This is a genomic window from Cupriavidus sp. USMAHM13 (genome assembly GCF_001854285.1).
GTDB classification, from domain to species: Bacteria; Pseudomonadota; Gammaproteobacteria; order Burkholderiales; family Burkholderiaceae; genus Cupriavidus; species Cupriavidus malaysiensis.
In genome coordinates this window covers 1,781,810-1,804,764 of the sequence record NZ_CP017752.1, presented here as the reverse complement: position 1 = coordinate 1,804,764, position 22,955 = coordinate 1,781,810, and the positions used below count along the sequence as shown (strand labels likewise).

At 70.4% G+C, this 22,955-nt stretch carries 20 protein-coding genes; 3 read left to right on the top strand and 17 right to left on the bottom strand.

The window, feature by feature from the left end:
* Nucleotides 1-16: 16 nt before the first annotated feature.
* From BKK81_RS26240 to BKK81_RS26195, 10 genes are all read right to left on the bottom strand, one after another.
* Nucleotides 17-706 carry a DUF1175 domain-containing protein gene (locus tag BKK81_RS26240; RefSeq protein WP_071018990.1) on the bottom strand — a complete coding sequence of 230 codons (690 nt, stop codon included), beginning with the start codon at nt 704-706 and terminating at the stop codon, nt 17-19.
* Nucleotides 703-2,511, bottom strand: coding sequence for a DUF2138 domain-containing protein (locus tag BKK81_RS26235; protein ID WP_071018988.1), 1,809 nt, complete (start codon nt 2,509-2,511; stop codon nt 703-705). Before BKK81_RS26235 ends, BKK81_RS26240 begins: the two co-directional genes overlap by 4 nt.
* A 320-nt stretch (nt 2,512-2,831) precedes the next feature.
* Entirely contained in the window at nt 2,832-3,602 is a 771-nt protein-coding gene (locus BKK81_RS26230; protein ID WP_071018986.1) for a class I SAM-dependent methyltransferase, read from the bottom strand.
* Between the two features lie 182 nt (nt 3,603-3,784).
* Entirely contained in the window at nt 3,785-4,675 is an 891-nt protein-coding gene (locus tag BKK81_RS26225) for an ABC transporter permease (protein ID WP_071018984.1), read from the bottom strand.
* A 78-nt stretch (nt 4,676-4,753) separates the two neighbouring features.
* A complete protein-coding gene (locus tag BKK81_RS26220; protein ID WP_071018983.1) occupies nt 4,754-5,599 on the bottom strand; it encodes an ABC transporter ATP-binding protein in 846 nt (281 codons plus the stop codon).
* A 1-nt stretch (nt 5,600) separates the two neighbouring features.
* Nucleotides 5,601-6,626 carry an ABC transporter substrate-binding protein gene (locus BKK81_RS26215; protein ID WP_071018981.1) on the bottom strand — a complete coding sequence of 342 codons (1,026 nt, stop codon included), beginning with the start codon at nt 6,624-6,626 and terminating at the stop codon, nt 5,601-5,603.
* Between the two features lie 173 nt (nt 6,627-6,799).
* Entirely contained in the window at nt 6,800-7,744 is a 945-nt protein-coding gene (locus tag BKK81_RS26210) for a TauD/TfdA dioxygenase family protein (protein ID WP_071018979.1), read from the bottom strand.
* Between the two features lie 127 nt (nt 7,745-7,871).
* The gene (locus BKK81_RS26205) at nt 7,872-9,101 is read right to left on the bottom strand and encodes an aminotransferase-like domain-containing protein (RefSeq protein WP_071018977.1); all 1,230 of its coding nucleotides are present in this window, start codon (nt 9,099-9,101) and stop codon (nt 7,872-7,874) included.
* Nucleotides 9,102-9,151: 50 nt separating this feature from the next.
* Nucleotides 9,152-10,174, bottom strand: a complete 1,023-nt coding sequence (locus BKK81_RS26200; protein WP_071018976.1) for a DUF1338 domain-containing protein — start codon at nt 10,172-10,174, stop codon at nt 9,152-9,154.
* Nucleotides 10,175-11,204: 1,030 nt separating this feature from the next.
* Complete coding sequence (locus tag BKK81_RS26195; RefSeq protein ID WP_071018974.1) at nt 11,205-12,197, bottom strand: Bug family tripartite tricarboxylate transporter substrate binding protein; 993 nt, start codon at nt 12,195-12,197, stop codon at nt 11,205-11,207.
* 178 nt (nt 12,198-12,375) lie between these two features.
* Here BKK81_RS26195 and BKK81_RS26190 point away from each other — a divergent pair, with 178 nt between their 5' ends.
* Both BKK81_RS26190 and BKK81_RS26185 read left to right on the top strand, forming a co-directional pair.
* Nucleotides 12,376-13,281: a LysR substrate-binding domain-containing protein gene (locus BKK81_RS26190; protein ID WP_071018972.1), complete on the top strand. Its 906-nt coding sequence runs from the start codon at nt 12,376-12,378 to the stop codon at nt 13,279-13,281.
* A 118-nt stretch (nt 13,282-13,399) separates the two neighbouring features.
* Nucleotides 13,400-14,011 (top strand): DUF2239 family protein, encoded by a 612-nt coding sequence (locus BKK81_RS26185; RefSeq protein ID WP_071018970.1) that lies wholly within the window; start codon nt 13,400-13,402, stop codon nt 14,009-14,011.
* A gap of 59 nt (nt 14,012-14,070) precedes the next feature.
* Here BKK81_RS26185 and BKK81_RS26180 read toward each other — a convergent pair whose 3' ends face one another.
* Both BKK81_RS26180 and BKK81_RS26175 read right to left on the bottom strand, forming a co-directional pair.
* Nucleotides 14,071-14,934, bottom strand: coding sequence for an N-acetylmuramoyl-L-alanine amidase family protein (locus BKK81_RS26180; RefSeq protein WP_071018969.1), 864 nt, complete (start codon nt 14,932-14,934; stop codon nt 14,071-14,073).
* A gap of 20 nt (nt 14,935-14,954) precedes the next feature.
* Nucleotides 14,955-15,344 carry a lysozyme inhibitor LprI family protein gene (locus BKK81_RS26175; RefSeq protein ID WP_071018967.1) on the bottom strand — a complete coding sequence of 130 codons (390 nt, stop codon included), beginning with the start codon at nt 15,342-15,344 and terminating at the stop codon, nt 14,955-14,957.
* 268 nt (nt 15,345-15,612) lie between these two features.
* Here BKK81_RS26175 and BKK81_RS26170 point away from each other — a divergent pair, with 268 nt between their 5' ends.
* Complete coding sequence (locus BKK81_RS26170) at nt 15,613-16,851, top strand: TetR/AcrR family transcriptional regulator (protein WP_071018965.1); 1,239 nt, start codon at nt 15,613-15,615, stop codon at nt 16,849-16,851.
* Nucleotides 16,852-16,888: 37 nt separating this feature from the next.
* On the opposite strand, the gene BKK81_RS26165 is transcribed toward BKK81_RS26170, so the two are convergent.
* From BKK81_RS26165 to BKK81_RS26145, 5 genes are all read right to left on the bottom strand, one after another.
* Nucleotides 16,889-17,941 (bottom strand): ABC transporter ATP-binding protein, encoded by a 1,053-nt coding sequence (locus BKK81_RS26165; protein ID WP_442873403.1) that lies wholly within the window; start codon nt 17,939-17,941, stop codon nt 16,889-16,891.
* Nucleotides 17,928-18,905: an ABC transporter ATP-binding protein gene (locus BKK81_RS26160; protein ID WP_071018961.1), complete on the bottom strand. Its 978-nt coding sequence runs from the start codon at nt 18,903-18,905 to the stop codon at nt 17,928-17,930. Before BKK81_RS26160 ends, BKK81_RS26165 begins: the two co-directional genes overlap by 14 nt.
* Before the next feature lie 106 nt (nt 18,906-19,011).
* Complete coding sequence (locus tag BKK81_RS26155) at nt 19,012-20,715, bottom strand: ABC transporter substrate-binding protein (RefSeq protein ID WP_231908092.1); 1,704 nt, start codon at nt 20,713-20,715, stop codon at nt 19,012-19,014.
* A 60-nt stretch (nt 20,716-20,775) separates the two neighbouring features.
* Nucleotides 20,776-21,729 carry an ABC transporter permease gene (locus tag BKK81_RS26150; protein WP_231908091.1) on the bottom strand — a complete coding sequence of 318 codons (954 nt, stop codon included), beginning with the start codon at nt 21,727-21,729 and terminating at the stop codon, nt 20,776-20,778.
* Complete coding sequence (locus BKK81_RS26145) at nt 21,729-22,619, bottom strand: ABC transporter permease (RefSeq protein WP_231908090.1); 891 nt, start codon at nt 22,617-22,619, stop codon at nt 21,729-21,731. The genes BKK81_RS26150 and BKK81_RS26145 overlap by 1 nt, the downstream gene beginning before the upstream one ends.
* Nucleotides 22,620-22,955: the final 336 nt, after the last annotated feature.

The following is a 22,955-nucleotide window of genomic DNA, read 5'->3' as shown; positions in this document are numbered from 1 at the left end:
CGACTGGCATCGTCGCTTACCTCGACAAGAAGGCGAATCGGAATACGCCGATGAAGTTGGGATTGGCATCCTGGGGCTGCCAGCGCGAATCGCTCCACTCCATCAGGCGTGCAAGGGTGACGGCGCGCAGGCCATTGTCCGACGGCGTCACCGTGCCGGTGTGATAGGCCACGTACCGGCCCATCCAGATCATCAGGTGCTGCTCGTCGCCCTGGTCGAAGAAGAGCAGGTCGCCCGGCTGCGCCTGGTTGACGCTACGCGCCACGAAGCGGCTGTTGCCCTGCACCAGCGCGAGCGCCGAGGCATAGGCGCCGGTACTGCCGTCGGCGCGCGTCCAGCGCTGGCCGAGCGCGCGCTGCGCCGGGCTCAGGCTCAGTTCCGGCGGCAGGCGACGCGCCGCGGCACCATCCTGCATGCCGTTGGCGCGCAGCCAGCGCGCATCGTGCACCTTGAGCGCCTCGCCTACGGCGAAGCGCACCAGGCCCGCGCAATCGCGCTGGTACCAGCGCGGCGTCGGGCCCTGGCGCAATTGCTCATCGACGATGCGCACGAACCAGGCACGGAAGGCGGCCGACTGCGCCGGGTCCAGGTCGTCCACGCTGGCGGCATCCGCCACCGGCGCCGACAAGGCCAGGGCCGGTGCGGTGCCGGCCAGCGGGAGGCCCGCGGCCAGTGCCGCCAGCACGATGCGGCGCCGGCCGATCACTGCTCGCCTTCCTGACCCGGCGGCCCGCCCGGCGCGGCGGCCCCGGCCGGCGACGGGCCGGCCTGCCGCCACGCCACCGGCACCCAGCCGCGCTGCGCGGGCAGGCCGTCCGGCAGCACCAGCGATACGGCCGGATAGGCCGAAAGCATCTTGAGCTTGGGAAACAGGTGCGCGCGCGCCGCGTTCAGGAACACGGCCTCCTGCTCGGCGGGCAGCGCGTCGGTCGCCTCGCGGCGCGCCAGCGACGCCAGCGTCGATGGCGTGAATCCCAGCACGGTACGTGCCAGCAGTTCGCGCGGCATGCTGTCGGCGGCCGCCGGGAAGCGCTTGGCCGCCACCGCCAGCGCATCCTCGACCAGGGTTGCATCGGGAGAGAACAGCACGGTATCGCCGGCCAGTGCGAGCGTCACGGGAAAGTAGGCGCCGGCCGCGAGCTGGGTGGCAAAGGGGGATCCCTTGGTGCGTTGTGTGCCGTAGGGTGAGCTGACCGGGCGGGTCCACACGCTGGCGCCGGCCTCTTCGCGATGCTGCACCGGCAGCCGCCGGTAAGTGCCGTCGCCGCCGTCGGCCTTGGGTTCGTGGGCACCGATGACTTGCGCGAACAGCGCACCCAGCAACGGGCGCAGCGCGGCGGCCGCCTGCGGCGACTTCAGGCGTGCCGCGAACAGCGGCGCCGCAAGGCCCGACTTGCCGTACCAGCAGACCGCCGCCGGCCCCGAGAATGCCTCGCCTATCCGCGTAGCCAGCCCTTTTTCCTGGTTCTCCTCGCCGCGCTGCGCAGCCAGCCCCGCCTCACCGCCGATGGCCTGCAGCATCTTGCCTGCCGCCGGCCAATCGACCGGCAAGGTCGCACAGGCAGCGGGGTCGGCCGGCAGCGCCTGCCACAGCGCCGCCGTGTTCCAGCGCTCCGGCAGCCTGGCGCCATCGACCAGCGCCGCGCTATGCCAGTCGGCCCTGCCGCCCGGCTTGTTGTCCGCGCCGCCCGGGAAATCGAAGCGCAGGGCCTCGATGGCCGGAAAGAAGGTCTGGTAGCCGAAGGACAGGTAGTTCGTGCCGACCACCAGCCGGTGCCCGGAGAAGCGCGCCCCGGCTGGCTCCAGCGCGAAGGTGCGCGCGGGCGTCTCGCGCGCCCCGGCATCGTCGCCCAGCCAGGCTGCCACGGCGCCCGCGCGGGCGCCGATCGGCTGGCTTTCCGCGTCCAGCAGCATGCCGGCCTCGGACAGCACTACCAGGCGCTCGCCCTTGCCCGCCACCAGCAGGCTGCGCGCGGCATTCAGGCGCAGCGCATACAGCGGCGCGCCGCCCACCTCGCCGACGCGGCTGAGCTGGCTGTCGCCCGGCGCCACCGTCGCCAGCGCCTGCAGCACCTTGGCCAGGCCGTTGCGCTGCATGGCCAGCGCCCAGTAGCGCAGCGTGCCATCCGGCCCGCGCCACAGCATCACCCGCGCGGGTTCGTCGAACACGCGCTGGAGCAGCGCCTCGGTCCAGTCGAGATCATGTTCGAAGGCAATGCGCCGCAGCGCCCCGGCTACCGACAGCCGCCCCTCGTTGTCTTCGTAGTAGTTGACGAAGTCCTCGCTCAGCACGTCGCGCAGCAAGGGCACGCGCAACATGTCGCGCGGCAGGCGGGACAGGCTTTCGCTGTCGATCAGCGCGTCCGGCGCAGCGAAATCCAACGCCACCTGATGGGCCTGCCCCCTCCAGGGCCGCCCGCCGAATGGATGCCAGACCCATTGCACCACCGCCCCGGTGGCCACTACGAGGGCGGCCGCGCCAAGCACGACCTTCCTGCGCGTCAGTTTCATCGTTCCCGCCATCGAACATCTTCACAACGAAGCGACTGCCTCTCACCGGGACTTCATTCCTCCCTGTGGCGGCATGCCGGCCGCATGCATTTTGCGCATGCATCTTGCAAGAGGCGAGATGATCCACCGTTGCAGGCCCTCCGTTGCTCGGCCCCCACGCAATCCGCATGACGAATTGTCCGCAATTCTAGCCCAGGAAGAGAAGCGGACGACACACGACCACGCCCGGATCGTATCCCCGGCCATCCGCTGATCCGGCTGAATCTTGGGAACCCCCGCACAGGAACGGGCGGACGGGAATGCTGTCCGCCACGCCGGCCTCAGTCCAGCCGCGTGCAGCAGTAGGCCTCGGTCCGGTAGGGGAAGGCGACGGTCTCGCGCCCGGCCAGTTCGGGCGAGGTGGCGATCACCGCCTCGAGCTGCGCGCGCACCGCGTCCTGCCCGGCCGGCGGCAGCGAGGCGATGAAGCTCACCGACATCACGCGGTCGACGATGACCTGCTGCGGCGGCCCGACGTGCTCGTAGGGCAGGCTGGACAGTTCCAGCGGCCCGAAGCCCTCGGCCGGGAAGACGCGCTTCCAGTCGCCCTTGTAGAAGCGCGGCGCGTCCCCCTCGTGCGGGGTCATGATGGCGGTCAGGCGCGCCACCCAGTCGACCGCTTCGTCGCGCACGTTCCACACCAGGCCCAGCTTGCCGCCGGGGCGCAGCACGCGGCGGAACTCGGCCACCGCGGCCGGGTTGGCGAACCAGTGGAAGGCCTGGGCGCATACCACCGCGTCGACGCTGGCGTCGGCCAGCGGCAGCGCCTCGGCGGTGCCCTCGCGCGCCTCGGCCGACGGTACCGCCGCCACCAGCTGGGCGCGCATGGCGGCCACCGGCTCGACGGCGATCACATGGGCGCCGGTACGCGCCAGCAGGCGGCTGAACTTGCCGGTGCCCGCGCCGACGTCGGCGACGGTCTTGCCCGGCCCGAGGCCGAGCTGCGTGCGCAGCCAGCCGTCGAGCGCGGCGGGATAGTCGGGACGGCCCCGTGCATAGGTATCGGCCTGGCTGGCGAAGCCCTGGGCGGCGGCGTGGTGGATGCTGGACATGGCGGCAGGAGGAGAGGAAGTTGGCGGGTGGTTGGCTGGCAACGGCGCCGCGCGGCCAGCGGCCGGGACCGGCGCCGCGCTACCTTAGCCTGCCCGGCGGCGTCCCGCAAGCTGCCGCACGGCGGGTGCAGGCCAGCCCGGCTCTGCCCGCGGGACCGGCGCGCCGTCCCGCCGGCGGGTCCTCAGTGCTGCATGCCCCAGCGCCCGACCGTCAGGCGCTCCAGCGTGCGGAACACCAGGTTCTCGACCAGCAGGCCGATCAGGATCACCAGCGCAAGACCGGCGAACACGCGGTCCGTGTAAAGCTCGTTGCGGTTCTGGAAGATGAACCAGCCCAGCCCGCCCTGCCCCGACGAGGCGCCGAACACCAGTTCGGCGGCGATCAGCGTGCGCCAGGCGAAGGCCCAGCCGATCTTCAGCCCCGACAGGATGGCGGGCAGCGCCGCCGGCACCAGGATGTGCAGCACGTAGCGCAGGCCGCGCAGGCCATAGTTGCGGCCCGCCATGCGCAGGGTCTCCGGCACGCCGCGGAAGCCGGCGTAGGTATTGAGCGACAGCGGCCACAGCACCGAGTGGATCAGCACGAAGACCAGGCTCCTGGAGCCCAGCCCGAACCACAGCAGCGCCAGCGGCAGCAGCGCGATGGCCGGCAGCGGGTTGAACATCGCCGTCAGCGTTTCCAGCAGGTCGCGCCCGATCTCGGTGGACACCGCCAGCGTGGTCAGCGCGAAGGCCAGCAGGATGCCGGCCAGGTAGCCCTGCAGCAGCACCGCCAGCGATACCGCGGCCTTGGCCGGCAGCTCACCGCTGGCCATGCCGTCGAGGAAGGCGCGCGCGGTGGCGCTGAAGGTCGGCAACAGCAGCTCGTTGTCCTGCACGCGCGCCAGCACTTCCCACAGGCAGGCCAGCACCACCAGGATCAGCGTCTTGCGCAGCCAGCCCTGTTGCCACAGGCGGCGGTGCCAGGCGAGCGGGCGTGCCAGCGGCGCCGCGGTGAAAGGTGCGAGGGTCCGCTCGTACTCGGGGCGGACCGGGGGCGCGGCGGACACCGCGCCGGGGGATGGGAAAGACATGATGAGATCCTGTTGCGGCCGGTACCATCCCGGCCCTGCGCGGCGGTGCGCGACCCGCCGTGATGCCGCGCGCGGCGCTCAGCGCGCCTGCGCGGTCCTGGCGCTGGCGGTGGTGCCCTCGGCCCCGCCCGCCGTCCCGGTTTCGAACAGCAGCCGGTGGATGCGCTGCGCGGTCGCCTGGAACTCGGCGCCGCCCTGGCTGGCCAGGTCGAACTGGTGGCTGTTGAGCTCGGCGCGCACGCGCCCCGGATGCGGCGACAGCAGCAGGATGCGGTTACCCACCACCAGCGCCTCCTCGATGGAATGCGTGACGAACAGCAGCGTGAAGGCGGCATCCTCCCACAGCGCCAGCAACTCCTCCTGCATGCGGCGCCGGGTCAGTGCGTCGAGGGCGGCGAAGGGTTCGTCCATCAGCAGCACCTTGGGCCGCATCGCCAGCGCCCGCGCGATCGCCACGCGCTGCTTCATGCCGCCCGACAGGGTGTGCGGATAGGCATCGGCGAAGCCGGCCAGGCCGACCTTGTCGAGATAGTGCAGCGCGCATTCCGAGGCTTGCGCGCGCGACATGCCACGTGCCTGGCGCAGCGGGAACATGATGTTCTGCCGCACGGTCTTCCACGGCGGCAACTGGTCGAACTCCTGGAACACCACCACGCGGTCGGGGCCCGGCGCGGCCACGCGCCGGCCTTCGAGGCGGATCTCGCCCTCGCTGGGCGCGACGAAGCCGGCCACCGCCTTCAGCAGCGTCGACTTGCCGCAGCCCGAAGGGCCCAGCAGCACGAAGCGATCGGCCGCGTGCACGTCGAAGCTGACCTGGTGGGTGGCGCGCACCACGCGCTGCCGCGTGCGGTACTCCAGCGAGACGCCGTCGACCTGCAGCAGCGGCGCCGGCGCGACCACGCGCAACGATTGCGGCGCGCCCATCTCAGCTCCCCTGCGCGGTGGCGGGATCCGCGAAGAAGTAGTCCTGCCACGACTGCGGCCGGTTGCGGATGGCCCCCACGCGATGCATGAAGTCGGCCAGCACGAAGGTGTTCTGCGGCGCCACCTTGAACTGCACCTGCGGGTTCTTCAGCAGCTTGACCAGCAGCGCGCGGTCGGTCTTCGACTTGCTGGCGCGCAGGTAGATGTCGGCCGCGCCCTCCGGATTGGCGGTGGCGAACTTCGCCGCCTCGGCCAGCGCGTCGACGAAGGCCCGGTAGGTCTTGGGGTTGTCCTGGCGGAACTTCTCGGTGGCGTAGAGCACGGTGGCCGAGCTAGGGCCGCCGAGCACATCATAGGAATTCAGCACGATGCGCGCGTTCGGATTGCCGGCCAGCTCCTGCTCCTGGAACGGCGGGTTGCCGAAGTGCCCGGTGATCTCGGTACCGCCGGCAATGATGGCGGCGGCGGCGTCCGGGTGCGGCACCGCCACGGTCCACTTGTCGAGGCGGTTGTATTCCTTGTCGCCCCACTGCTTGGCTGCGGCCAGCTGCAGCACGCGCGACTGCACCGACACGGTCACCGCCGGCAGGGCGATGCGGTCCTTGTCGGTGAAGTCGGCGATGCTCTTGACCTTGGCATTGTTGCTGACCAGGTAATAGGGGAAGTTGCCCAGCGAAGCCACGCCCTTGACGTTCTGCCTGCCGTGGGTGCGGTCCCACAGTGTCAGCAGCGGCCCCACGCCCGCGCCGGCGATGTCGATGGCGCCCGACAGCAGCGCGTCGTTGACGGCGGCGCCACCCGACAGCTGGGTCCACTCGACCTTGATGTCGACGCCCTGCTGCTTGCCGTGCTTTTCGATCAATTGCTGGTCGCGCGCCACGTTGAGCAGCAGGTAGACCACGCCGAACTGCTCGGCGATGCGCAGGCGGCCCTCGGCCATGGCGGCACCGGGCAAGGCCAGCGCCGCGGCCAGGGTCATGGCGACGGCGCGGCGGCGGGACAGGAAACGGAAGGAAAAGGCAGGCATGGCGGCTCCGGAAGTCTCTGGGCGGAATCAGTCGGGGCGGCACCGGGCCGCGCCGCGCGGCAGGCGGCGTGGCAGGTGGCGCGACAGGCAGCGTGCGGCGACGCGCAGGCAGCAGTACATGGGGCCGGGGCACCCGGACCCCGGGCGCATCCCGTGCGGCGGACAGGCAGGCGTCAGGCCGGCAGGTCGCCTTCGATGGTGGTGCGGTACATCACCCGGCGCTGCGCGTCCGGACAGCCGGCGGCGAGGTGCAGCAGCGAACGGTTGTCCCAGAACAGCAGGTCGTGCGGCTGCCAGCGGTGGCGGTAGATATGCTCGGGCCGGGTGCTGTGCGCGAACAGCTGCTCCAGCAGGTCGCGGCTCTCGTCCTCGGGCAGGCCCTCGATGCGGGTGGTGAAGTGCTCGCTGACGAAGAGCGCCTTGCGGCCGGTCTCCGGATGGGTGCGCACCACCGGCTGCAGCACCGGGCGCACCTGCGCGATCTGTTCGGGGCTCAGATTGGGGCGCCACGGGCTGCGCCGCTGCAGCTCGGCGTACTTGGCCAGGTAGGTGTGCTCGGCCTTGCGGCCTTCCACCGCCTGGCGCAGGTGGGCGGGCAGCGTGTCCCAGGCCAGGTGCATGTTGGCGAACAGGGTGTCGCCGCCTTCGGCGGGCAGCTCCTGCGCGTGCAGCAGCGAACCCAGGCTGGGCTTTTCCTTGTACGAGAGGTCGGAGTGCCAGAAGTGTCCGGCGTCGCCCAGGCCGATCGGCCGGCCGTTCTCGATCACGTTCGAGACGACCAGGATCTCCTCGTGTCCCGGCAACTGGAACTGGTGCAGCACGTGGATCTGCAGCGGACCGAAGCGGCGGCTGAAGGCCACCTGCTGCGCGGGCGTGATGCGCTGGTCACGAAACACCACCACATGATGGTCGAGGTGGGCACGGTGGATGCGCGCGAACTCCGCGTCGCCGAGCGGCGCGGACAGGTCCAGGCCGATCACCTCGGCGCCCAGCGGCGCGTCGAAGGGACGGATCTCGACGGGGACGGCAGCCCCGGTGGTGGCGGTGGCGGTGGCAGTCGCGGCGGGGGCCGGCTCAGGCCGGGCGGCGCGCGGCGCGGTCTGGAATGCAGTCGTCATGGCAGGCTCGGAAACGGGGGGAGGCGTGCGCGCCGGGACATGTCCCACGCGCACGACCGTTCAAGCCTTGCACTCTAAAGACGGGGCGATGCTCCGACAACGAATGAAATCGCTCGCCCTTATCCGTTCAGCGCATATGGGGTGGCGCAGCCTGCGCCACCGCGCGCGCCAGCCGCGCCACGCCCTCGCCGATCTGCGCCGGGTCGGCACCGGCGAACGACAAGCGGAAGGCCGCGCGCGGGCGCCGCTCGGCATAGAAGCCCGCGCCGGGCACGAACAGCACCTTCTCGGCGATGGCGTGCGGCAGCAGCGCCGCCGCGTCCTCGATGCCGTCGACCGCCGCCCACAGGAACATGCCGCCGGCCGGCAGCGCGAAGCGGATGCGCGCGCCGAAGGCCTGGCGCAGCGCGTCCGCCAGGCGGTCGCGCTTGTCGCGGTAGGCCGCCACCTCGCGCGCCACCTGCGCCGGCAGGCGGCCGTCGTCCAGGTACTGCGCCGCCGTCAGCTGCAGCCAGGGCGGCGTGCACAGGTCCGACACCTGCTTGGCTATCACGGCGCGCCGCACGATCTCCGCCGGCCCCGCCAGCCAGCCCAGCCGCAGCCCGGGCGCCAGCGTCTTCGACAGGCTGGCCAGGTGCACCACCCACGGCCGCGCGGCCGGCACCTGCGCGCACAGCGACAGCAGCGACGGCGGCGGCGCGCCGTCGAAACTCAGCGCGCCGTAGGGATCGTCCTCGACCAGCACCACCTGGTGGCGCGCCACCAGCTCCAGCAGGCGCAGGCGGCGCGGCAGCGACAGCGTGGCGCCGGTCGGGTTGGCGAAGGTCGGCACCACATACAGCAGGCGCGGCCGCTCGCCGGCTGCCGCGGCGGCCTCCAGCACCGCCTCCAGCGCCTCCACGTCGATGCCCTCGTGGTCGGCCGGGATGCCGCGCAGCGCGGCGCCGGCCAGCCGCAGCGCCTGCAGCGTCGCCGAGTAGGTCGGCTCCTCCACCAGCACTAGGCTGCCCGGCTCGACCAGGGCCTTGACCAGGAAGTCGAAGCCCTGCTGCGAGCCGGTCGTCACCAGCAGTTCCTCCGGCGCCACCGTGGCGCCACGCTCGGCCATCAAGGCCGTCAGCGCGCGCCGCAGCGCCGGCGCGCCTTCGGTGGCGCCGTACTGCAGGCACTCGGCCGGCCGCTGCGCCAGCACCTGCGCCGACGCCGCGCCGATGCCCGGCGCATCGAACAACGCCGCCGACGGGTAGCCGCCGGCGAAGGAGATCATCTGCGGATCCGACAGGTACTTGAACAGCTCGCGGATCGGCGAACCCTCCGGTTCACGCAGCGCGGGGACGAAGGGATAGGCAGTGTTCATGGCGCTTTCTCGCAGTTTCGGGGCGATCGGGGGCAATCGGGAAGGCGCGCTCAGCAGGCCGCGGCGGTCATCTTGAAGATGCCTTGCGCATTGCCGGCATCGAAGCCGAGGTCGGTACGGGTCACCGCCTGCGCCTCGTCGACGAAGGTGTCGCGCGTGATGAACTCGTAGAACGAGCCCGGCACCTCGCGCCGCACCTCGGCGCCATCGGCGCCGACGAAGGCACGCTGCACCGGATCGGCGCGGAAGGCGGTCTGCTTGACACGGCCGCTGCGCGACACCTCGACCTTCTCCTTCATCGGGCGGCCGATCGCCTTCTGCTGCTCCGACAGCGCGAACACGTCCTCGACGCGGTCGGTGGCATGGTTGAAGGCATTGCCTTCGGTGGCGATCCACGCCATCTCGGCCGACTCCTGCAACAGGCGCTCGTAGTCCTCCAGGCGCGGGGCGCCATGCTGGCGCTCGAAGCAGCGCGCCAGCACGCCGATCAGGTCGGCCGCCTCCGCCTGCGGCAGCGCGCCGTCGCGCTCCAGCTCCCACAACAGCGACTGCGCGCGCGGCGTCAGCGGATCGGCCGAAGCACCGACGACGCGGCTCACCGCCTGCTGGAAGCCCTCGCTGAAGCGCTCCGGATGGAACTCGCTGACGAAGAACTGTGCGATCTCCTCGGGCGCATCCTCATGCGCGTACGAACGGCCGGTCATGCCGATGCGGTCGAGCGGATAGGTGCCGTTCAGGCGGTAGCCGAGCGGACGCAGGATGCGCGTGAAGGCTGCCTCGCCGCCGGGCAGCGCGCCGTTGTCGGCCCAGCGCACGGTGCGGATCGCGCCATGGTCGAACACCACCTTGCCGCCGGCGGCGGCGACGTCCTCGGTGTAGGCCTTGCCGGTCGGCACGCGCTCCAGGATGCCGGAGAACAGCACCAGGTTCAGCGCGTGGGCGATCTCGGCGCGGGCCGGGCGGCCGGGTTCGCCTGCCGGCAGGCCGGCGGGGGTGGCGACCAGCGCGGCCAGGCGTTCGGCGGTGGCGGGGCCGAGGTTGAGGGAGACTAGGGAGAGGATGTTGGTGTTCATGGCGATTTATTGGGTGTTGCTGGGAAAGATCTGGGGGTGCTTGCCGGGGGGCGGTGGCTGGCAGGCGGTATTGGGGGATCGAGGTGAATTGGTGTTTGGTGTTTGGTGTTTGGTGCTTGGTGTTTGGTGCTTGTCTTCGGGCGGTGTCGGTGTGCGAGACAACGGCCTGTTTCGACTCCCCCTGCGGGGAGCCGGCCAACCGTCGTAACTTGACGCTTGTCGTGTGGGTTCTGGCGTTGTCGGTTTGCGAGGCAACAGCCTGTTTCGACTCCCCTGCGGGGAGCCGACCTACTTTCTTGTCTTGCCAAGAAAGTAGGCAAAGAAGGCGCGCCGGGTGCGGCTCAAAGACTCCTCGCGTGCTGAGGCAAAGAGCGGCCGGGCCCCAACTCGGATCGCCTTAAGGCGATCCTCAGACAGGGGGCCCTCTTTTCCGCTCTTTGCCTCAGCACGCGAGGCGCCGCACACGGCAGGGAACAGACGCCACGCCTCGCTTCGCTTCGGGTGACAGGTGTTCGGCCAGCTTGCTGGCCGAACACAAAGGCTCAGCCAAGCAGGCCGGCACGCAAGAGCAAGCCCGCTCGTAGACCAACGGTTTGGCCTTTCCCTCCCGTGTGCGGCGCCTCGCGAATCGGCCCCGGCCGCCGATGAAGCCCGTCCGCTGTCTGAGCGGCCGCAGGCCGCGAGTTCGGACGGGCGCGGCGGCCGGGGCCGATTCGCGAGGGGGGGTCGCCGCACCCGGGTCGCCTTTCTTTGCCTACTTTCTTTGGCGAGACAAAGAAAGTAGGTCGGCTCCCCGCAGGGGAGTCGAAACAGGCCGTTGTCTCGCACACCAACACCGCCCGAAGACAAGCACCAAGACACGAGAGCCGAAACAGGCTGTTGCCTCACAGACCAACACCCCCCGAATCCAAGCATCAGAGCATCGCGTCTCCGGCGCCAAAACAAACCGCAGCCACGACCTGCCGACATCGTCCGAAATACCGCTGGAACCCCGAACACTCCGACACTCGAATCCACCATCCAACCATCGTCAATCGACGGACGCCCCCGACATCTTCACAATCTCCCCCCACTTCACCCGATCCTGCTTCAACACCTCGGCAAACGCCTCCGGCGTGGTCGGCGCAGGCTCTGCCCCCAGTTCGCGCATCTTGGCCTGCACGCCCGGCTCCCCGAGCACCTTCGCCAGGTCCTGGCTGATCTTCTGCGCCACCGCCGACGGCGTGCCGCGCGGTGCCAGCAGGCCGAACCAGGGGCTGGCGTCGAAACCGGGCACCGGGCCGCCGGCGGCTACCGTCGGCACATTGGGCAGCGCGGACGAGCGTGCCGGCGTGGTCACCGCCAGGGCCTTGAGCTTGCCCGAGCGGATGAAAGGCAGCGAGGCCGGCAGGTTGTCGAACATCACGTCGACGCTGCCGCCCATCAGGTCGGAGATGGCCGGGCTGCTGCCCTTGTAGGCCACGTGGCTCATCTCCGTGCCGGTCATGCGCTGGAACAGCTCACCGGCCAGGTGGGTCGAGGTGCCGTTGCCGGCCGAGGCCATGTTGACCTGCTTCGGATGCGACTTGGCGTAGGCGATGAACTCGGCCAGCGTCTGCACGCGGGCGCGCTCGGCGAAGGCCGGCGACAGCACCACCACGTTGGGCACGCGCGCCACCAGGGAGACCGGCGCGAAGTCGGCCGCCGCATCGTACGGCAGCTTCTTGTACAGCGTCGGATTGATGCCGAACTCGCCGACCGAGCCCATCAGCAGCGTGTAGCCGTCCGCCGGCGACTTGGCCGCGGCGCCGGTGCCGACGATGCCGCCCGCGCCGGGGCGGTTGTCGACCAGCACCGGCTGCTTCCACAGCGCGGTGAGCTGGTCGCCTACCAGGCGCGCCACCATGTCGGTGGTGCCGCCCGGCGGGTACGGCACGATGATGCGGACCGGCTTGCCGGGAAAGTCGGCGGCGATGGCCAGGCCGGATACGGCCATGCCGACCGCCAGGCCGGTGCTGGCGAGGACGCTGGTGAAACCCTTCATCTTGTCTCCCTGTCTTTGTGTCTGAGTATCGTGGATGTGACGAGAAATCTGTTTCTTGCGGCGGGGCAGCCGCGTGAGACCGAATGATTTCTCATCAAGTCCAGGGTTTCAAGCGAGATTTCGGTATAGGATGATGATCTTTAGTCATCAAGTCGCCCACCGGTGACATCCTCCCCCGATGCGGCAACGCCTCCCCAGCCTGAGCAGCCTGCGCGCCTTCGAGGCCGCCGCGCTGCACCTGAACCTGCGCCGCGCCGCGGCCGACCTGTTCATCACCGAAAGCGCCGTCTCGCGGCAGATCGCCGCACTCGAAAGCCTGCTCGGCGTGCAGCTGTTCCACCGCGCCAACCAGCGCATCACGCTGACCGCGGCCGGCGCGCTGTACAGCCGCCAGGTACGCGAGCTGCTGCGCCAGCTCCAGCGCGACACGCTCGACATCATGGCGCACGAGGGTGCCGGCGGCAGCGTGGAACTGGCCTGCGTGCCCACGCTGGCGGTCGAGTGGCTGATCCCGCGGCTGCCGGCGTTCTACGCGCGCCATCCGCAGGTGGTGGTCAATATCAGCGCGCAATCCGATGTGTTCCTGTTCGACGGCACGCCCTACGACGCCGCCATCCACTTCGGGGAGGCCGCCTACCCCGGCGCGCGCGCCGAGCGCATGTTCGGCGAGGAATCGGTCGCGGTCTGCCACCCCGGCTTCTTCGGCGGCAAGCGGCGCATCACCGCGCTGGACGTGGCCCAGGCCCCGCGCCTGCACCTGGCCACGCGCCGCTTCGACTGGCAGCACTGGCTCGAATCGGCCGGCCTCGACGAGGTCAACGCCATGCGCGGGGCGCGCTTCGAGCATCACAGCATGGTGATCAGCGCGGCGCGCGCGGGACTGGGGGTGGGACTGGTGCCGCGCTTCCTGGTCGAGGAATACCTGGCGCGCGACCTGCTGGTGATCCCGGTCGCCCATTCGCTGCGCTCGACCAGCGCCTACTACCTGGTTTCGCCGGATTCGCGGCCGATGAGCGACGCCATGCTGCGGCTGCGGGAGTGGCTGCTGGAGGCGGCGGGGGCATTCGCGGACGGCCAGGGGTGAGGTGCGCGCCGGCAGGGCCGTCATCGCCCTGTGCCAGCGCCTGCCCTCCCCCCGGCAACCTTGAAAATCAATTTTTACCCGGGTATTATCCAGCACCCCGAATCGCACCGACACCACCGTGGCATACCCCCCCTCCTACACCGCCTTCGCCGGCCACCGCCTGCTCGCCTCGGGCTCGCTGGCCAGCGTCGCCCTGGCAGTCAGGCAAGCCCCTGAAGGCGACCCCGTCCTGATCTTCGATGACGGCACCGGCCGCCCGATCGACATCGACATCCGCGGCAGCGAGGCCGAGGTACGCGCGCGCTTCGCGCCGGCAACGGATGCCGAAGCGCCAGCCGACGCCGGCGACGACAGCGCCTCGTCCCGGCCCAAGGGCCGCGGCCGCCCCAAGCTGGGCGTGGTGGCCCGCGAGGTGACGCTGTTGCCGCGGCACTGGGAATGGCTGGCGTCGCAGCCCGGCGGCGCCTCGGTCGCGCTGCGCAAGCTGGTCGACGAAGCGCGCCGCGCCCACGGCGAGCGCGACCGCCTGCGGCGCGCGCAGGAGCGCGCCTACCACTTCATGTCGGCACTCGCCGGCGACCTGCCCGGCTTCGAAGAAGCCGCGCGCGCCCTGTTCGCCCACGACGCGGCGCGCTTCGCCGCGCAGATCGCCGGCTGGCCGGCCGACGTGCGCGACCATGCCGCGCGCCTCGCCAGCGGCGAGCTGCCGGCCGCCGGGCCGGAGGACTGAACGCTGCACGCTGCGCGCTGCCTGGCGGCAGCGAGTCCGCCGCTATGCCGTGCCCCGGACTAGGGTCGGGAAGCCGGCACGGCGGCGGACGCCGCCGAGGCCGCTGAGGCGGCGGACGCCGATGATGCGCAAGCCCGGGCCGGGCGCGCAGGTCCGGCCGCTGGCAGCGCGACCGCATCCGCGGCATACGCCCGCACCGCCGCCACGATGGCGGCCACCATGCGCCGCTGGTTGGCCTCGTCGCTGACATAGGCTTCGTCGCCGGCATCGACGATCACGCCGGCCTCCAGCAATACCGCCGGCATCTCCGTCTTGCGCAACACCACCAGGTCGTCGAAGCGATAGATGCCGCGCGCGCGGTCCAGCAGTTCGCGGTTCTCGCCCGGGATCGGCTCGGCATGATGCAGGGCCGGAGGGCGGCCGAGCCGGCCCAAGGCGTCGCCCAGGCGCTCGGCAAGGGCGTAACTGCGCGCGAAACGCGCATTGCGCCCGGAGACGAAGAGCGAATAGCCGGCGATCGGCTGGCGCGTACGATAGGCTTCCAGCGTGCCGGCCTGGATCCTCTCCAGGTACTGCGGCTGGGCGGAATCGTGATGGATGGCGAGGAACAGGTCGGCATGCCAGGCGTTGGCCAGCGCGGCGCGTTCGTCCAGGCCGATTTCCTGGTCCGGCGCGCGCGTCAGCCGCGCGCGGAAGCCGGCGGCCTCCAGCGCCGCGCAGAGCCTGGCGGCGAGCGCATCGTTGTAGCGCACCTCGCGCAGTCCGCGGATGCCCAGCGCGCCGCCCTGCGCGGGCGTGTGGCCGGGATCGATGACGATGCGCAGCGGCGGCATAGCGCCGGCCTCGCCGGCCTCGCCGGCGTGGGCCGCCACCAGTCCGCCCAGGGCCCCAAGGCTGCCCAGGCCCGCCAGGCAGCGCAGCATGCGCCGCCGGCCATGTCCGCTCAGTTCCACGACTTGCCGGCGATCATGTCGTCGCGGCAGGTACCGGCCTTGCATTCGCGCAGGCGGTCGCGCAGGTACTCGGTGCGCGCGCGGTTGACGCGGTAGTTGCAATCCACGTTGATCGAGCCGGACGACTCGCAGGAGGCATCGCGGTACTTGATCCAATCGAGCTGCGTGTCCTTCAGCTTCTGCTTCGGCCCCTCCTTGATGACGCCGCGCAGTTCGCCGTAGACCGCGTTCAGCTCCTTGTCGGACTCCACGAACAGCTTGGCGAAGCAATAGGTCTTGTCGTAGCTGGTGCGGTACTTGTCGCACTCCCCTTCGGCATGCGCCGCGGCGGAGGCCAGTCCGAGCAATGCCAGGGTCAGGGCGGGGAGGATGGCTTTCATGGGATTCCTGTCTGCGATGAATGTCGGGAAAGATAGCGCCGGCACGCGAGGGCGCGGCGGCGCCGCTATTCTAGTCGGCGCAATGACGAATTCGTCGACGGACTCCGCTGATGCGCCAAGCGACGCGCCGACCCAGGGCACCGGACCTGCGGCGCCGCGCCAGGCAGCCAGCATGGCGCATGGGCCGAAGCACCCCGCTATAATCGCGCCCAGCGCCATCCTGCCCGCGCCCCGCCCGATACCACCTATCTTCATCCGCGCCCAACGCATGCTCAAGGACCAGACGGAAATCCGGCCGACGCGCCGCTACGTCGAGAAGCAGGAAGCGGTGCTGGCCGCCGCATCCCGGCTCTTCAACCACAAGGGCGTGCGCGGCACCACGCTGTCCGACGTGGCACAGGAAGTGGGGCTCAGCACCAACAGCATCACCTACTACTACCGCAAGAAGGAAGACCTGGTCGTCGCCTGCCTGCTGCGCGCGATCGGCGAGATGGTGGAGATGGCCGGGCTCGCCGCGCGCGAAGCCACGCCACCCGAGCGGGTGCGCGCCTTCGTCGCCCGCTACTTCGAGCGCCTGGCCCGCACGGCCAGCGGCGAGCGCCCCGAGATGATGAGTTTCCGCGAGATCCGCGCGCTGCCCGACAGCCATGCGGCGACCGCGTTCGATGCCTACAACGACATGTTCCGCGGCATCCGCCGCCTGCTGCGCGACGGCGAGGCGGCCCCGCGCGGTGCCGCGGAGCGTGCCGCCCTCGGCGCCGCCGCCCACTTGCTGCTGTCGCTGACCACCGGCGCCGCGGCCTGGGTGGACCGCTATGAGCCGCAGGACTACCCCAGGGCGGCCGACACCATGGTCGACCTGCTGCTCAACGGCTTCGCCGCCCCCGGCACGCGCTGGCATGCGCCCGGCGCGCTGGCGCTGCCCGCGCTCGACATGCCGGACGGGACCCAGGAAGCCTTCCTGCGCGCCGCCACCGAGCTGCTCAATGAACAGGGCTACCGCGGCGCCTCGGCCGACCGCATCTCGGCGCGGCTGAACCTGACCAAGGGCGCCTTCTACCACCACCACGAGAACAAGGACGACCTGATCTCCGCCTGCTTCGAGCGCATGTTCACGGTGATCCGCACCACGCAGTCGCGCGTGGAGGCCGGCCCGGGCAGCGGCTGGGACAAGCTGTGCGCGGTCTCGCGCGCCCTGGTGGACTACCAGTTCTCCAGCCGGGGGCCGCTGCTGCGCCTGTCCATCTACGGCGCGCTGCCGGAGGACATGCGCCAGTCCCGCATGCAGACCATGGCGCGGCTGTCGGCGCGCTTCGCGCGCTTCCTGGTGCAGGGCATGCAGGACGGCTCGATCCGCCCGCTCGACCAGTCCGTCGGCGCCTCGCTGGTCAACGGCATGATCAATGCCGCGGTGGAACTGCGGCGCTGGGTCGAGGATGCCTCGGCCGACAACGCGCCCGAGCTGTTCATCCGTCCCTTGCTGCTCGGCCTGTTCGCGCACGACTGAGCGCCCCCGAGCGCCGCAGCGCAGCGGCACCTGCCGCCTAGGCGGACACCGTCTCCTGCAAGTGGCAGGCCACCATGCGTCCGCTGCCACCGCGCGGCAGCAGGGCCGGGTCCTCGCTGCGGCAGCGCGCCATGGCCGCCGGACAGCGCGGATGGAAGCGGCAGCCCGTGGGCGGGTTGAGCGGACTCGGCACCTCGCCCTGCAACACGATGCGCGTGCGCTGGCGCTCGGCCTCGACGCTGGCCACCGGCACCGCCGACAGCAGCGCCCGCGTGTAGGGGTGCTGCGGATCGTCGTACAGCTCGTCGCGGCCGGCGATCTCGACGATGCGGCCGAGGTACATCACGGCGATGCGGTCGCTGATATGGCGCACCACCGCCAGGTCGTGCGCGATGAAGACATAGGTCAGGCCGAGGCGGCGCTGCAGCGCCATGAAGATGTTCACCACCTGGGCCTGGATCGACACGTCCAGCGCCGACACGGGTTCGTCGCAGACGATCAGGCTGGGCCCCGCCGCCAGCGCCCGCGCGATGCCGACGCGCTGCCGCTGGCCGCCGGAGAACTCGTGCGGGTAGCGCTCCGCCATATAGGGCAGCAGCCCCACCATCTCCAGCAATTCCGCCACGCGCGCACGGTAGGCCGCCTTGTCGCGCGCCTGCCCGTGCACCTCGAGCGGCTCGCCGACGATGTCGCGCACCCGCATGCGCGGGTTCAGCGAGCCGAAGGGGTCCTGGTAGACCATCTGCACGCTGCGCCGGAAGCGGCGCTCGTCGGCCTTGCCGAAGCTGGCGAAGTCGGTGCCGTCGAAGACGATGCGCCCGGAAGTGGCGGCCAGCATCTTGATCAGGGCCAGCCCGGTGGTCGACTTGCCGCAGCCGCTCTCGCCGACCAGCCCGAGCGTCTCGCCGCGGCGCAGCGAGAAGGACACGCCATCGACCGCCTTGACCGAGCCGGCCTGGCGCCGCCACAGCGCGCCGCGGCTGACGGGAAAATGCACCTTGAGGTCTTCGACGCGCAGGATCTCGTCGCCACCGGAAGCCATGGCAGCGGGCGCCTGCCGCTGGGAGGAAGCACTGTCAACGTAGGTCATCGCGGATGCATGCCTTGAAATGTTGCTCGCCGACGGCGCGCAGCATCGGCCGCGCCGCCCCGCAGTCTGCCACCGCGCTGCGGCAGCGCGGCTGGAACGCGCAACCCGGCGGCAGCGCGGTCAGGTCCGGCGGCTGGCCGTCGATCGGTACCAGCGGCTGGCCGGCATCGCCGTCCAGCCGCGGCACCGAGGCCATCAGCCCGCGCGTGTACGGATGGGCGGGCCGGCCATAGAGCGCCGACGCGCTCGCCGTCTCGACCATGCGCCCGCCGTACATCACGCCCACCCGGTCGGCGTAGCGCGCCACCACGCCGAGATCGTGCGTGATCAGGATCAGCGCCGTGCCGGCGGTCTCGGCCAGCGACTTGAGCAGGTCGAGGATCTGCGCCTGCACGGTCACGTCCAGCGCCGTGGTCGGCTCGTCGGCGATGATCAAGCGCGGCTGGCAGGCCAGCGCCATGGCGATCATGGCGCGCTGGCGCATGCCGCCCGAGAACTGGTGCGGATAGGAGCCGAGGCGGCTGGCCGGCTCGGGGATCTGCACCTTGCCCAGCAGTTCCCCGGCGATGCCCAGCGCCTGCTTCCACGGCAGCCCCTGGTGCAGGTGGATCGGCTCGGCGATCTGCTTGCCCACCGTCAGCGCCGGATTCAGCGAGGACATCGGCTCCTGGAAGATCATGGCGATGCGGTTGCCGCGGATGGCCCGCATCTGTGCCGGCTTGAGGCGCAGCAGGTCCTGTCCCTCGAACAGGATCTCGCCCCCCTCGATGCGGCCGGCCGGCGCCGGGATCAGCCCGAGCACGGAAAGCGCGGTGACGCTCTTGCCCGAGCCCGACTCGCCGACGATGGCCAGCGTCTCGCCGGGCTCGACCGCGAACGACACGCCGTCCACCGCCGTCACCACGCCACGGTCGGTGCGGAAGCGCGTGGTCAGATTGTTCACCTGCAGGATGGGCTGCGCCATGCGGAGCTCCTCTCGCCACCATCACCATCATCATCGCCATCGGCAGGCGGGCCGCCGCGGCGGCCCGCCCTCGCTTGCTCCGCCCCTGCGGAGCGGTCATCCCGGCTCAGAATCCCATCTTCTTCTTCATCTCCTGGTCGATCCACAGCCGCGCGTAGATCGGTCCGGGCCGCACCGCGCCGGCGCGCAGCTCGCCCTCGTAGTTCTTCACCCAGGGCCACCAGGCGGTGTACTGGTACGGCGTCGGCAGCCAGATGTACGGCGCGTCCTCCAGCACCTCGCGCGTCAGCGCGCGCAGCGCTTCCTGGCGGCGTCCGACGTCGCGCAGGCGGAAGGCATCGTTGACACGCTGCTCGAACTTCGGGTTGCCCCACTGCGAGGCGTTCCACACCTGGCCGACCACGAAGCTCTTGCGGATCGTGGTGGTCGGATTGGTGTGGCCGTTGCTCATCAGGTAGCCCGGGGCATTGGTGCGCGTGGTCATCGCCGACAGGAAGGCACCGTACTCCATGGGCTGGATCTCGATGCGCACGCCCACCTGCTCCAGGTAGGCGCCGATCAGCGGCAGCAGCTCCATGTGGTTCGGATCGCAGGCGCAGACCTGCACCTTGAACGAGAAGCCCTTCGGGTAGCCGGCCTCGGCCAGCAGCTTGCGCGCCTTGTCGGGGTTGTAGGTGAACAGCTCCTTGACAGGCTCCGGCATGGCGCTGAGCGGCTCGAAGTAGCCGACGTAGTCCGGGTGCTGCGGGTAGGCGAACAGCTCCGCGTTGCCGCCGTAGAACTGCTTGACGATCTCCTGCTTGTTGACCGCCATATTGAGCGCGCGGCGCACGCGCAGGTCATTGAAGGGCTTGGCGTCGACGCGCATCGCCAGGTACTGGCCGTTGGTCGACAGCCAGCGCGACCACTTCAGCGCCGGCGCGCTCTTCTTCAGTTCCTCCACCGCGGTCCAGCGCACGTTCTCGGCGATGTCCAGCTTGCCGGTGCGCAGCATGGTGTTGCGCGTGGCCTCGTCCTTCACCGTGCGGATCACCAGCTTGTCGACAAAGGGCAGCTTGTAGTCCTTGCCGCCGATGCGCTCGCTGTCCCAGTACAGCGTGTTCTTCGTGTAGGTGCCGGCATTGCCCTGCACGAAGTTGCTCAGCACGAAGGGGCCGCTGCCGTTGACGTTCTTCCAGTTGCCGGCGCCGGCGGTCGCCACCTCCTTGGGCATGATGCCGGAGTAGTAGCCCCAGCCGAAGCGGTAGTCCCACTCGGCATTGAACTCCTTGAAGCGGAACAGCACCGTGTGCTTGTCGAGCGCCTCGACCTTGGCCACGTGGTCGAAGTAGGTGGGGATGCGCTTGGCGCTGCCGTTCTGGCGCTCGTAGCTGAACACCACATCCTCGGCCACCAGCTCACGCTCCGGCATCACCCCGGGCTTGGCGGGGAAGCGCACGCCCTTGCGCAGCTTGACTTCCAGCGTGAGCGGATCCAGCCATTTCCAGCTCTCGGCCAGTTCGCCGCGGATGGCGTCCTCGGGCAGCCAGGCGTCGGCCACGAAGGGGTACTTGCCGCCGTTGCGCCGGGCCTTGGACAGGTCGGCGACGAACAGCTGCTCGTAGACCTGGCCGGTATCGTAGTTCTGCTTCCAGTTCCAGTCCGCCAGGTCCCAGGAGAGCGCGGACACGGTCGGGTACATCGACCCCACCTCCACGCTGCCGCCGTACTTCGGCGCCTCGGCCTGCGCGCAGGCCGGGCCCGCCGCCCCTGCCAGCGCCAGCCCCGCCAGCGCCACCGATGCGATCCTCGCTGATGTGATCCAGTTCAAGCCGCGTCCCTCCTTCGTTGTCATGACTTCAAGGCGCCCGGCGCCGCGCATGCCGCGGGACTAGCGCGAACCGCGCATGCGCGGATCGATCAGGTCGCGCAGGGCATCGCCGAACACATTGATGGCGTACACGACCACGGTCAGGCAGATGCCCGGCGCCAGCGCCAGCCACGGCCCCTCGAACATGAAGGTGCGGCCGTTGCCGGACAGCATGCCGCCCCAGGTCGGTGCCGGCGGCGGCACGCCCAGGCCGAGGAAGGACAGCCCGGACTCGGCCAGGATGGCAGTGCCGACGCGCGTGGTGAACAGCACGATGACCGGCGGCATCACGTTGGGCAGCACGTGGCGCCACAGGATGCGGGGGGTCGACGCGCCCATCGACTGCGCCGCGTGCACGTACATGTTCTCGCGCACCGACACCACCGCGCTGCGGATGATGCGCGAGCCGCCGATGCCCAGCAGCAGCCCCATGGTCAGGATGATCTGCCAGCTCCCCGGCCCCAGCACCGAGACCACCACGATCAGGATCACCAGGTCCGGGAAACTCATCCACGCATCGACCATGCGCTGCACCACCAGGTCGAAGCGGCCGCCCAGGTAGCCGCTCAGGATGCCCAGCAGCACCGACACGGCGGTGGCCAGCGTGGCGGCCGACAGGCCGATCACCACCGACAGCCGCGCGCCGTACAGGCAGCGCGACAGCATGTCGCGGCCGAGGTTGTCGGTGCCGAAGGGATGGGCCCAGGAGGGTGGCTGCAGGCGCTGCATCATGTTGATCTGGTTGACGCCGTAGGGCGCCAGCCAGTCGGCGAAGACGCCGCAGAACAGGAACACGGCGCAGATCAGCGCGCCGGCGGCGCCCAGCGGCTTCTCGCGGCAGAGCCGGTGCAGCGGCGCGAAGGCCGCCACGGCTCGGTCGAAGGCGGCGGGCGCGTGGCGCGCGGCCGCCGGCATGGTGGCGTGGTTGGCTGCATGGGTGGCGGCCTGGGGAGCGGTATTGGCGGAACGGTCCATCAGCGGTGCCTCACTTTCGGATCGAACAGCCCGTAGCTCAGGTCCACGAGCAGGTTGATGAGCATCACGGCCGCGCCGACCACCAGGAACACGCCGGTGATGACGGGATAGTCGCGCTGGTTGACCGCCTCCAGCAGCAGCAGGCCCATGCCCGGCAGCGCGAAGATCTGCTCGATCACCACCGCGCCGCCGATCAGCAGCGGCGCCTGCAGGCCGACCAGCGTCACCACGGGAATCAAGGCATTGCGCAGCGCGTGGCGCAGGATCACCAGGCGCTCGTCCAGGCCCTTGGCCCAGGCGGTGCGGATATAGTCCTGGCGCAGCACCTCCAGCATCATGGTGCGTGTCATGCGCATGGTGATGGCCGACAGCGCCATGCCCAGGATGACGGCCGGCACCAGCATGTTCAGCACGTGGCGCAGCGGATCCTCCGAGAACGGCACGTAGCGGACCTCGGGCGACCAGCCCCACCACACCGACGGGAACACCATCACCATGGTGCCCATCCAGAAGCTGGGCACGGCCAGCATCAGCAGCGAGAAGGAACGCGCCGCATAGTCGGCCGCGGTGTCCTGCCGGATCGCCGACAGCACGCCGATCGGCAGCGCCACGCTGAGCGCGACCACCAGCGCCATCAGTCCCAGCGAGAAGGTGGCCGGCATGCGCGCCAGCACCATGCGCGCTACCGGCTCGCCTTGCCACAGCGAGTCGCCGAGGTCCCCGTGCAGCACGATATTGCCGATCCAGTGCAGGTACTGCCGCCACATCGGCTGGTCCAGGCCCAGCGCGCGGACCAGGTCGTCGCGGCTCTTGCTGTCGGCGCTGATGTCGTTCTGGCTCAGCATCAGGTCGACCACATCGCCCGGCACCATGCGCACGATGGCGAACACGATGACGCTGGCGAACAGCAGCGTCGGAACCAGCGCCAGCAGGCGGCGCAGCGCCTAGGCACCCATCGCGCTCACCCTGCCGACGCCCGGCGCGGCGCCCGGTCGTTCGATACCGAAAACACGATTACGGAAAATCCCCGACTCATGCTGCGCCTCCTGTCCCGTGCATCCACGCCAGGCCATGTTCTCCCTGCTTGCGCACAGGAGCATGAAATCAAGGCGAAATTCTCTGGAATCGAGCCGGCATGCAGGCGCATCGCGAGCGGCGCCAGCTGCCTCGAACAGCTTGCCGGGCCAGCATACCAACCTCACGAATTCAAGACAATCAGGAGGCGC

Coding starts and splice junctions, on each gene's coding strand:
- BKK81_RS26235 (WP_071018988.1), bottom strand. CDS start 2,511: ATGAAACTGACGCGCAGGAAGGTCGTGCTTGGCGCGGCCGCCCTCGTA.
- BKK81_RS26230 (WP_071018986.1), bottom strand. CDS start 3,602: ATGTCCAGCATCCACCACGCCGCCGCCCAGGGCTTCGCCAGCCAGGCC.
- BKK81_RS26225 (WP_071018984.1), bottom strand. CDS start 4,675: ATGTCTTTCCCATCCCCCGGCGCGGTGTCCGCCGCGCCCCCGGTCCGC.
- BKK81_RS26220 (WP_071018983.1), bottom strand. CDS start 5,599: ATGGGCGCGCCGCAATCGTTGCGCGTGGTCGCGCCGGCGCCGCTGCTG.
- BKK81_RS26215 (WP_071018981.1), bottom strand. CDS start 6,626: ATGCCTGCCTTTTCCTTCCGTTTCCTGTCCCGCCGCCGCGCCGTCGCC.
- BKK81_RS26210 (WP_071018979.1), bottom strand. CDS start 7,744: ATGACGACTGCATTCCAGACCGCGCCGCGCGCCGCCCGGCCTGAGCCG.
- BKK81_RS26205 (WP_071018977.1), bottom strand. CDS start 9,101: ATGAACACTGCCTATCCCTTCGTCCCCGCGCTGCGTGAACCGGAGGGT.
- BKK81_RS26200 (WP_071018976.1), bottom strand. CDS start 10,174: ATGAACACCAACATCCTCTCCCTAGTCTCCCTCAACCTCGGCCCCGCC.
- BKK81_RS26195 (WP_071018974.1), bottom strand. CDS start 12,197: ATGAAGGGTTTCACCAGCGTCCTCGCCAGCACCGGCCTGGCGGTCGGC.
- BKK81_RS26190 (WP_071018972.1), top strand. CDS start 12,376: ATGCGGCAACGCCTCCCCAGCCTGAGCAGCCTGCGCGCCTTCGAGGCC.
- BKK81_RS26180 (WP_071018969.1), bottom strand. CDS start 14,934: ATGCTGCGCTGCCTGGCGGGCCTGGGCAGCCTTGGGGCCCTGGGCGGA.
- BKK81_RS26175 (WP_071018967.1), bottom strand. CDS start 15,344: ATGAAAGCCATCCTCCCCGCCCTGACCCTGGCATTGCTCGGACTGGCC.
- BKK81_RS26170 (WP_071018965.1), top strand. CDS start 15,613: ATGCTCAAGGACCAGACGGAAATCCGGCCGACGCGCCGCTACGTCGAG.
- BKK81_RS26165 (WP_442873403.1), bottom strand. CDS start 17,941: ATGACCTACGTTGACAGTGCTTCCTCCCAGCGGCAGGCGCCCGCTGCC.
- BKK81_RS26160 (WP_071018961.1), bottom strand. CDS start 18,905: ATGGCGCAGCCCATCCTGCAGGTGAACAATCTGACCACGCGCTTCCGC.
- BKK81_RS26150 (WP_231908091.1), bottom strand. CDS start 21,729: ATGGACCGTTCCGCCAATACCGCTCCCCAGGCCGCCACCCATGCAGCC.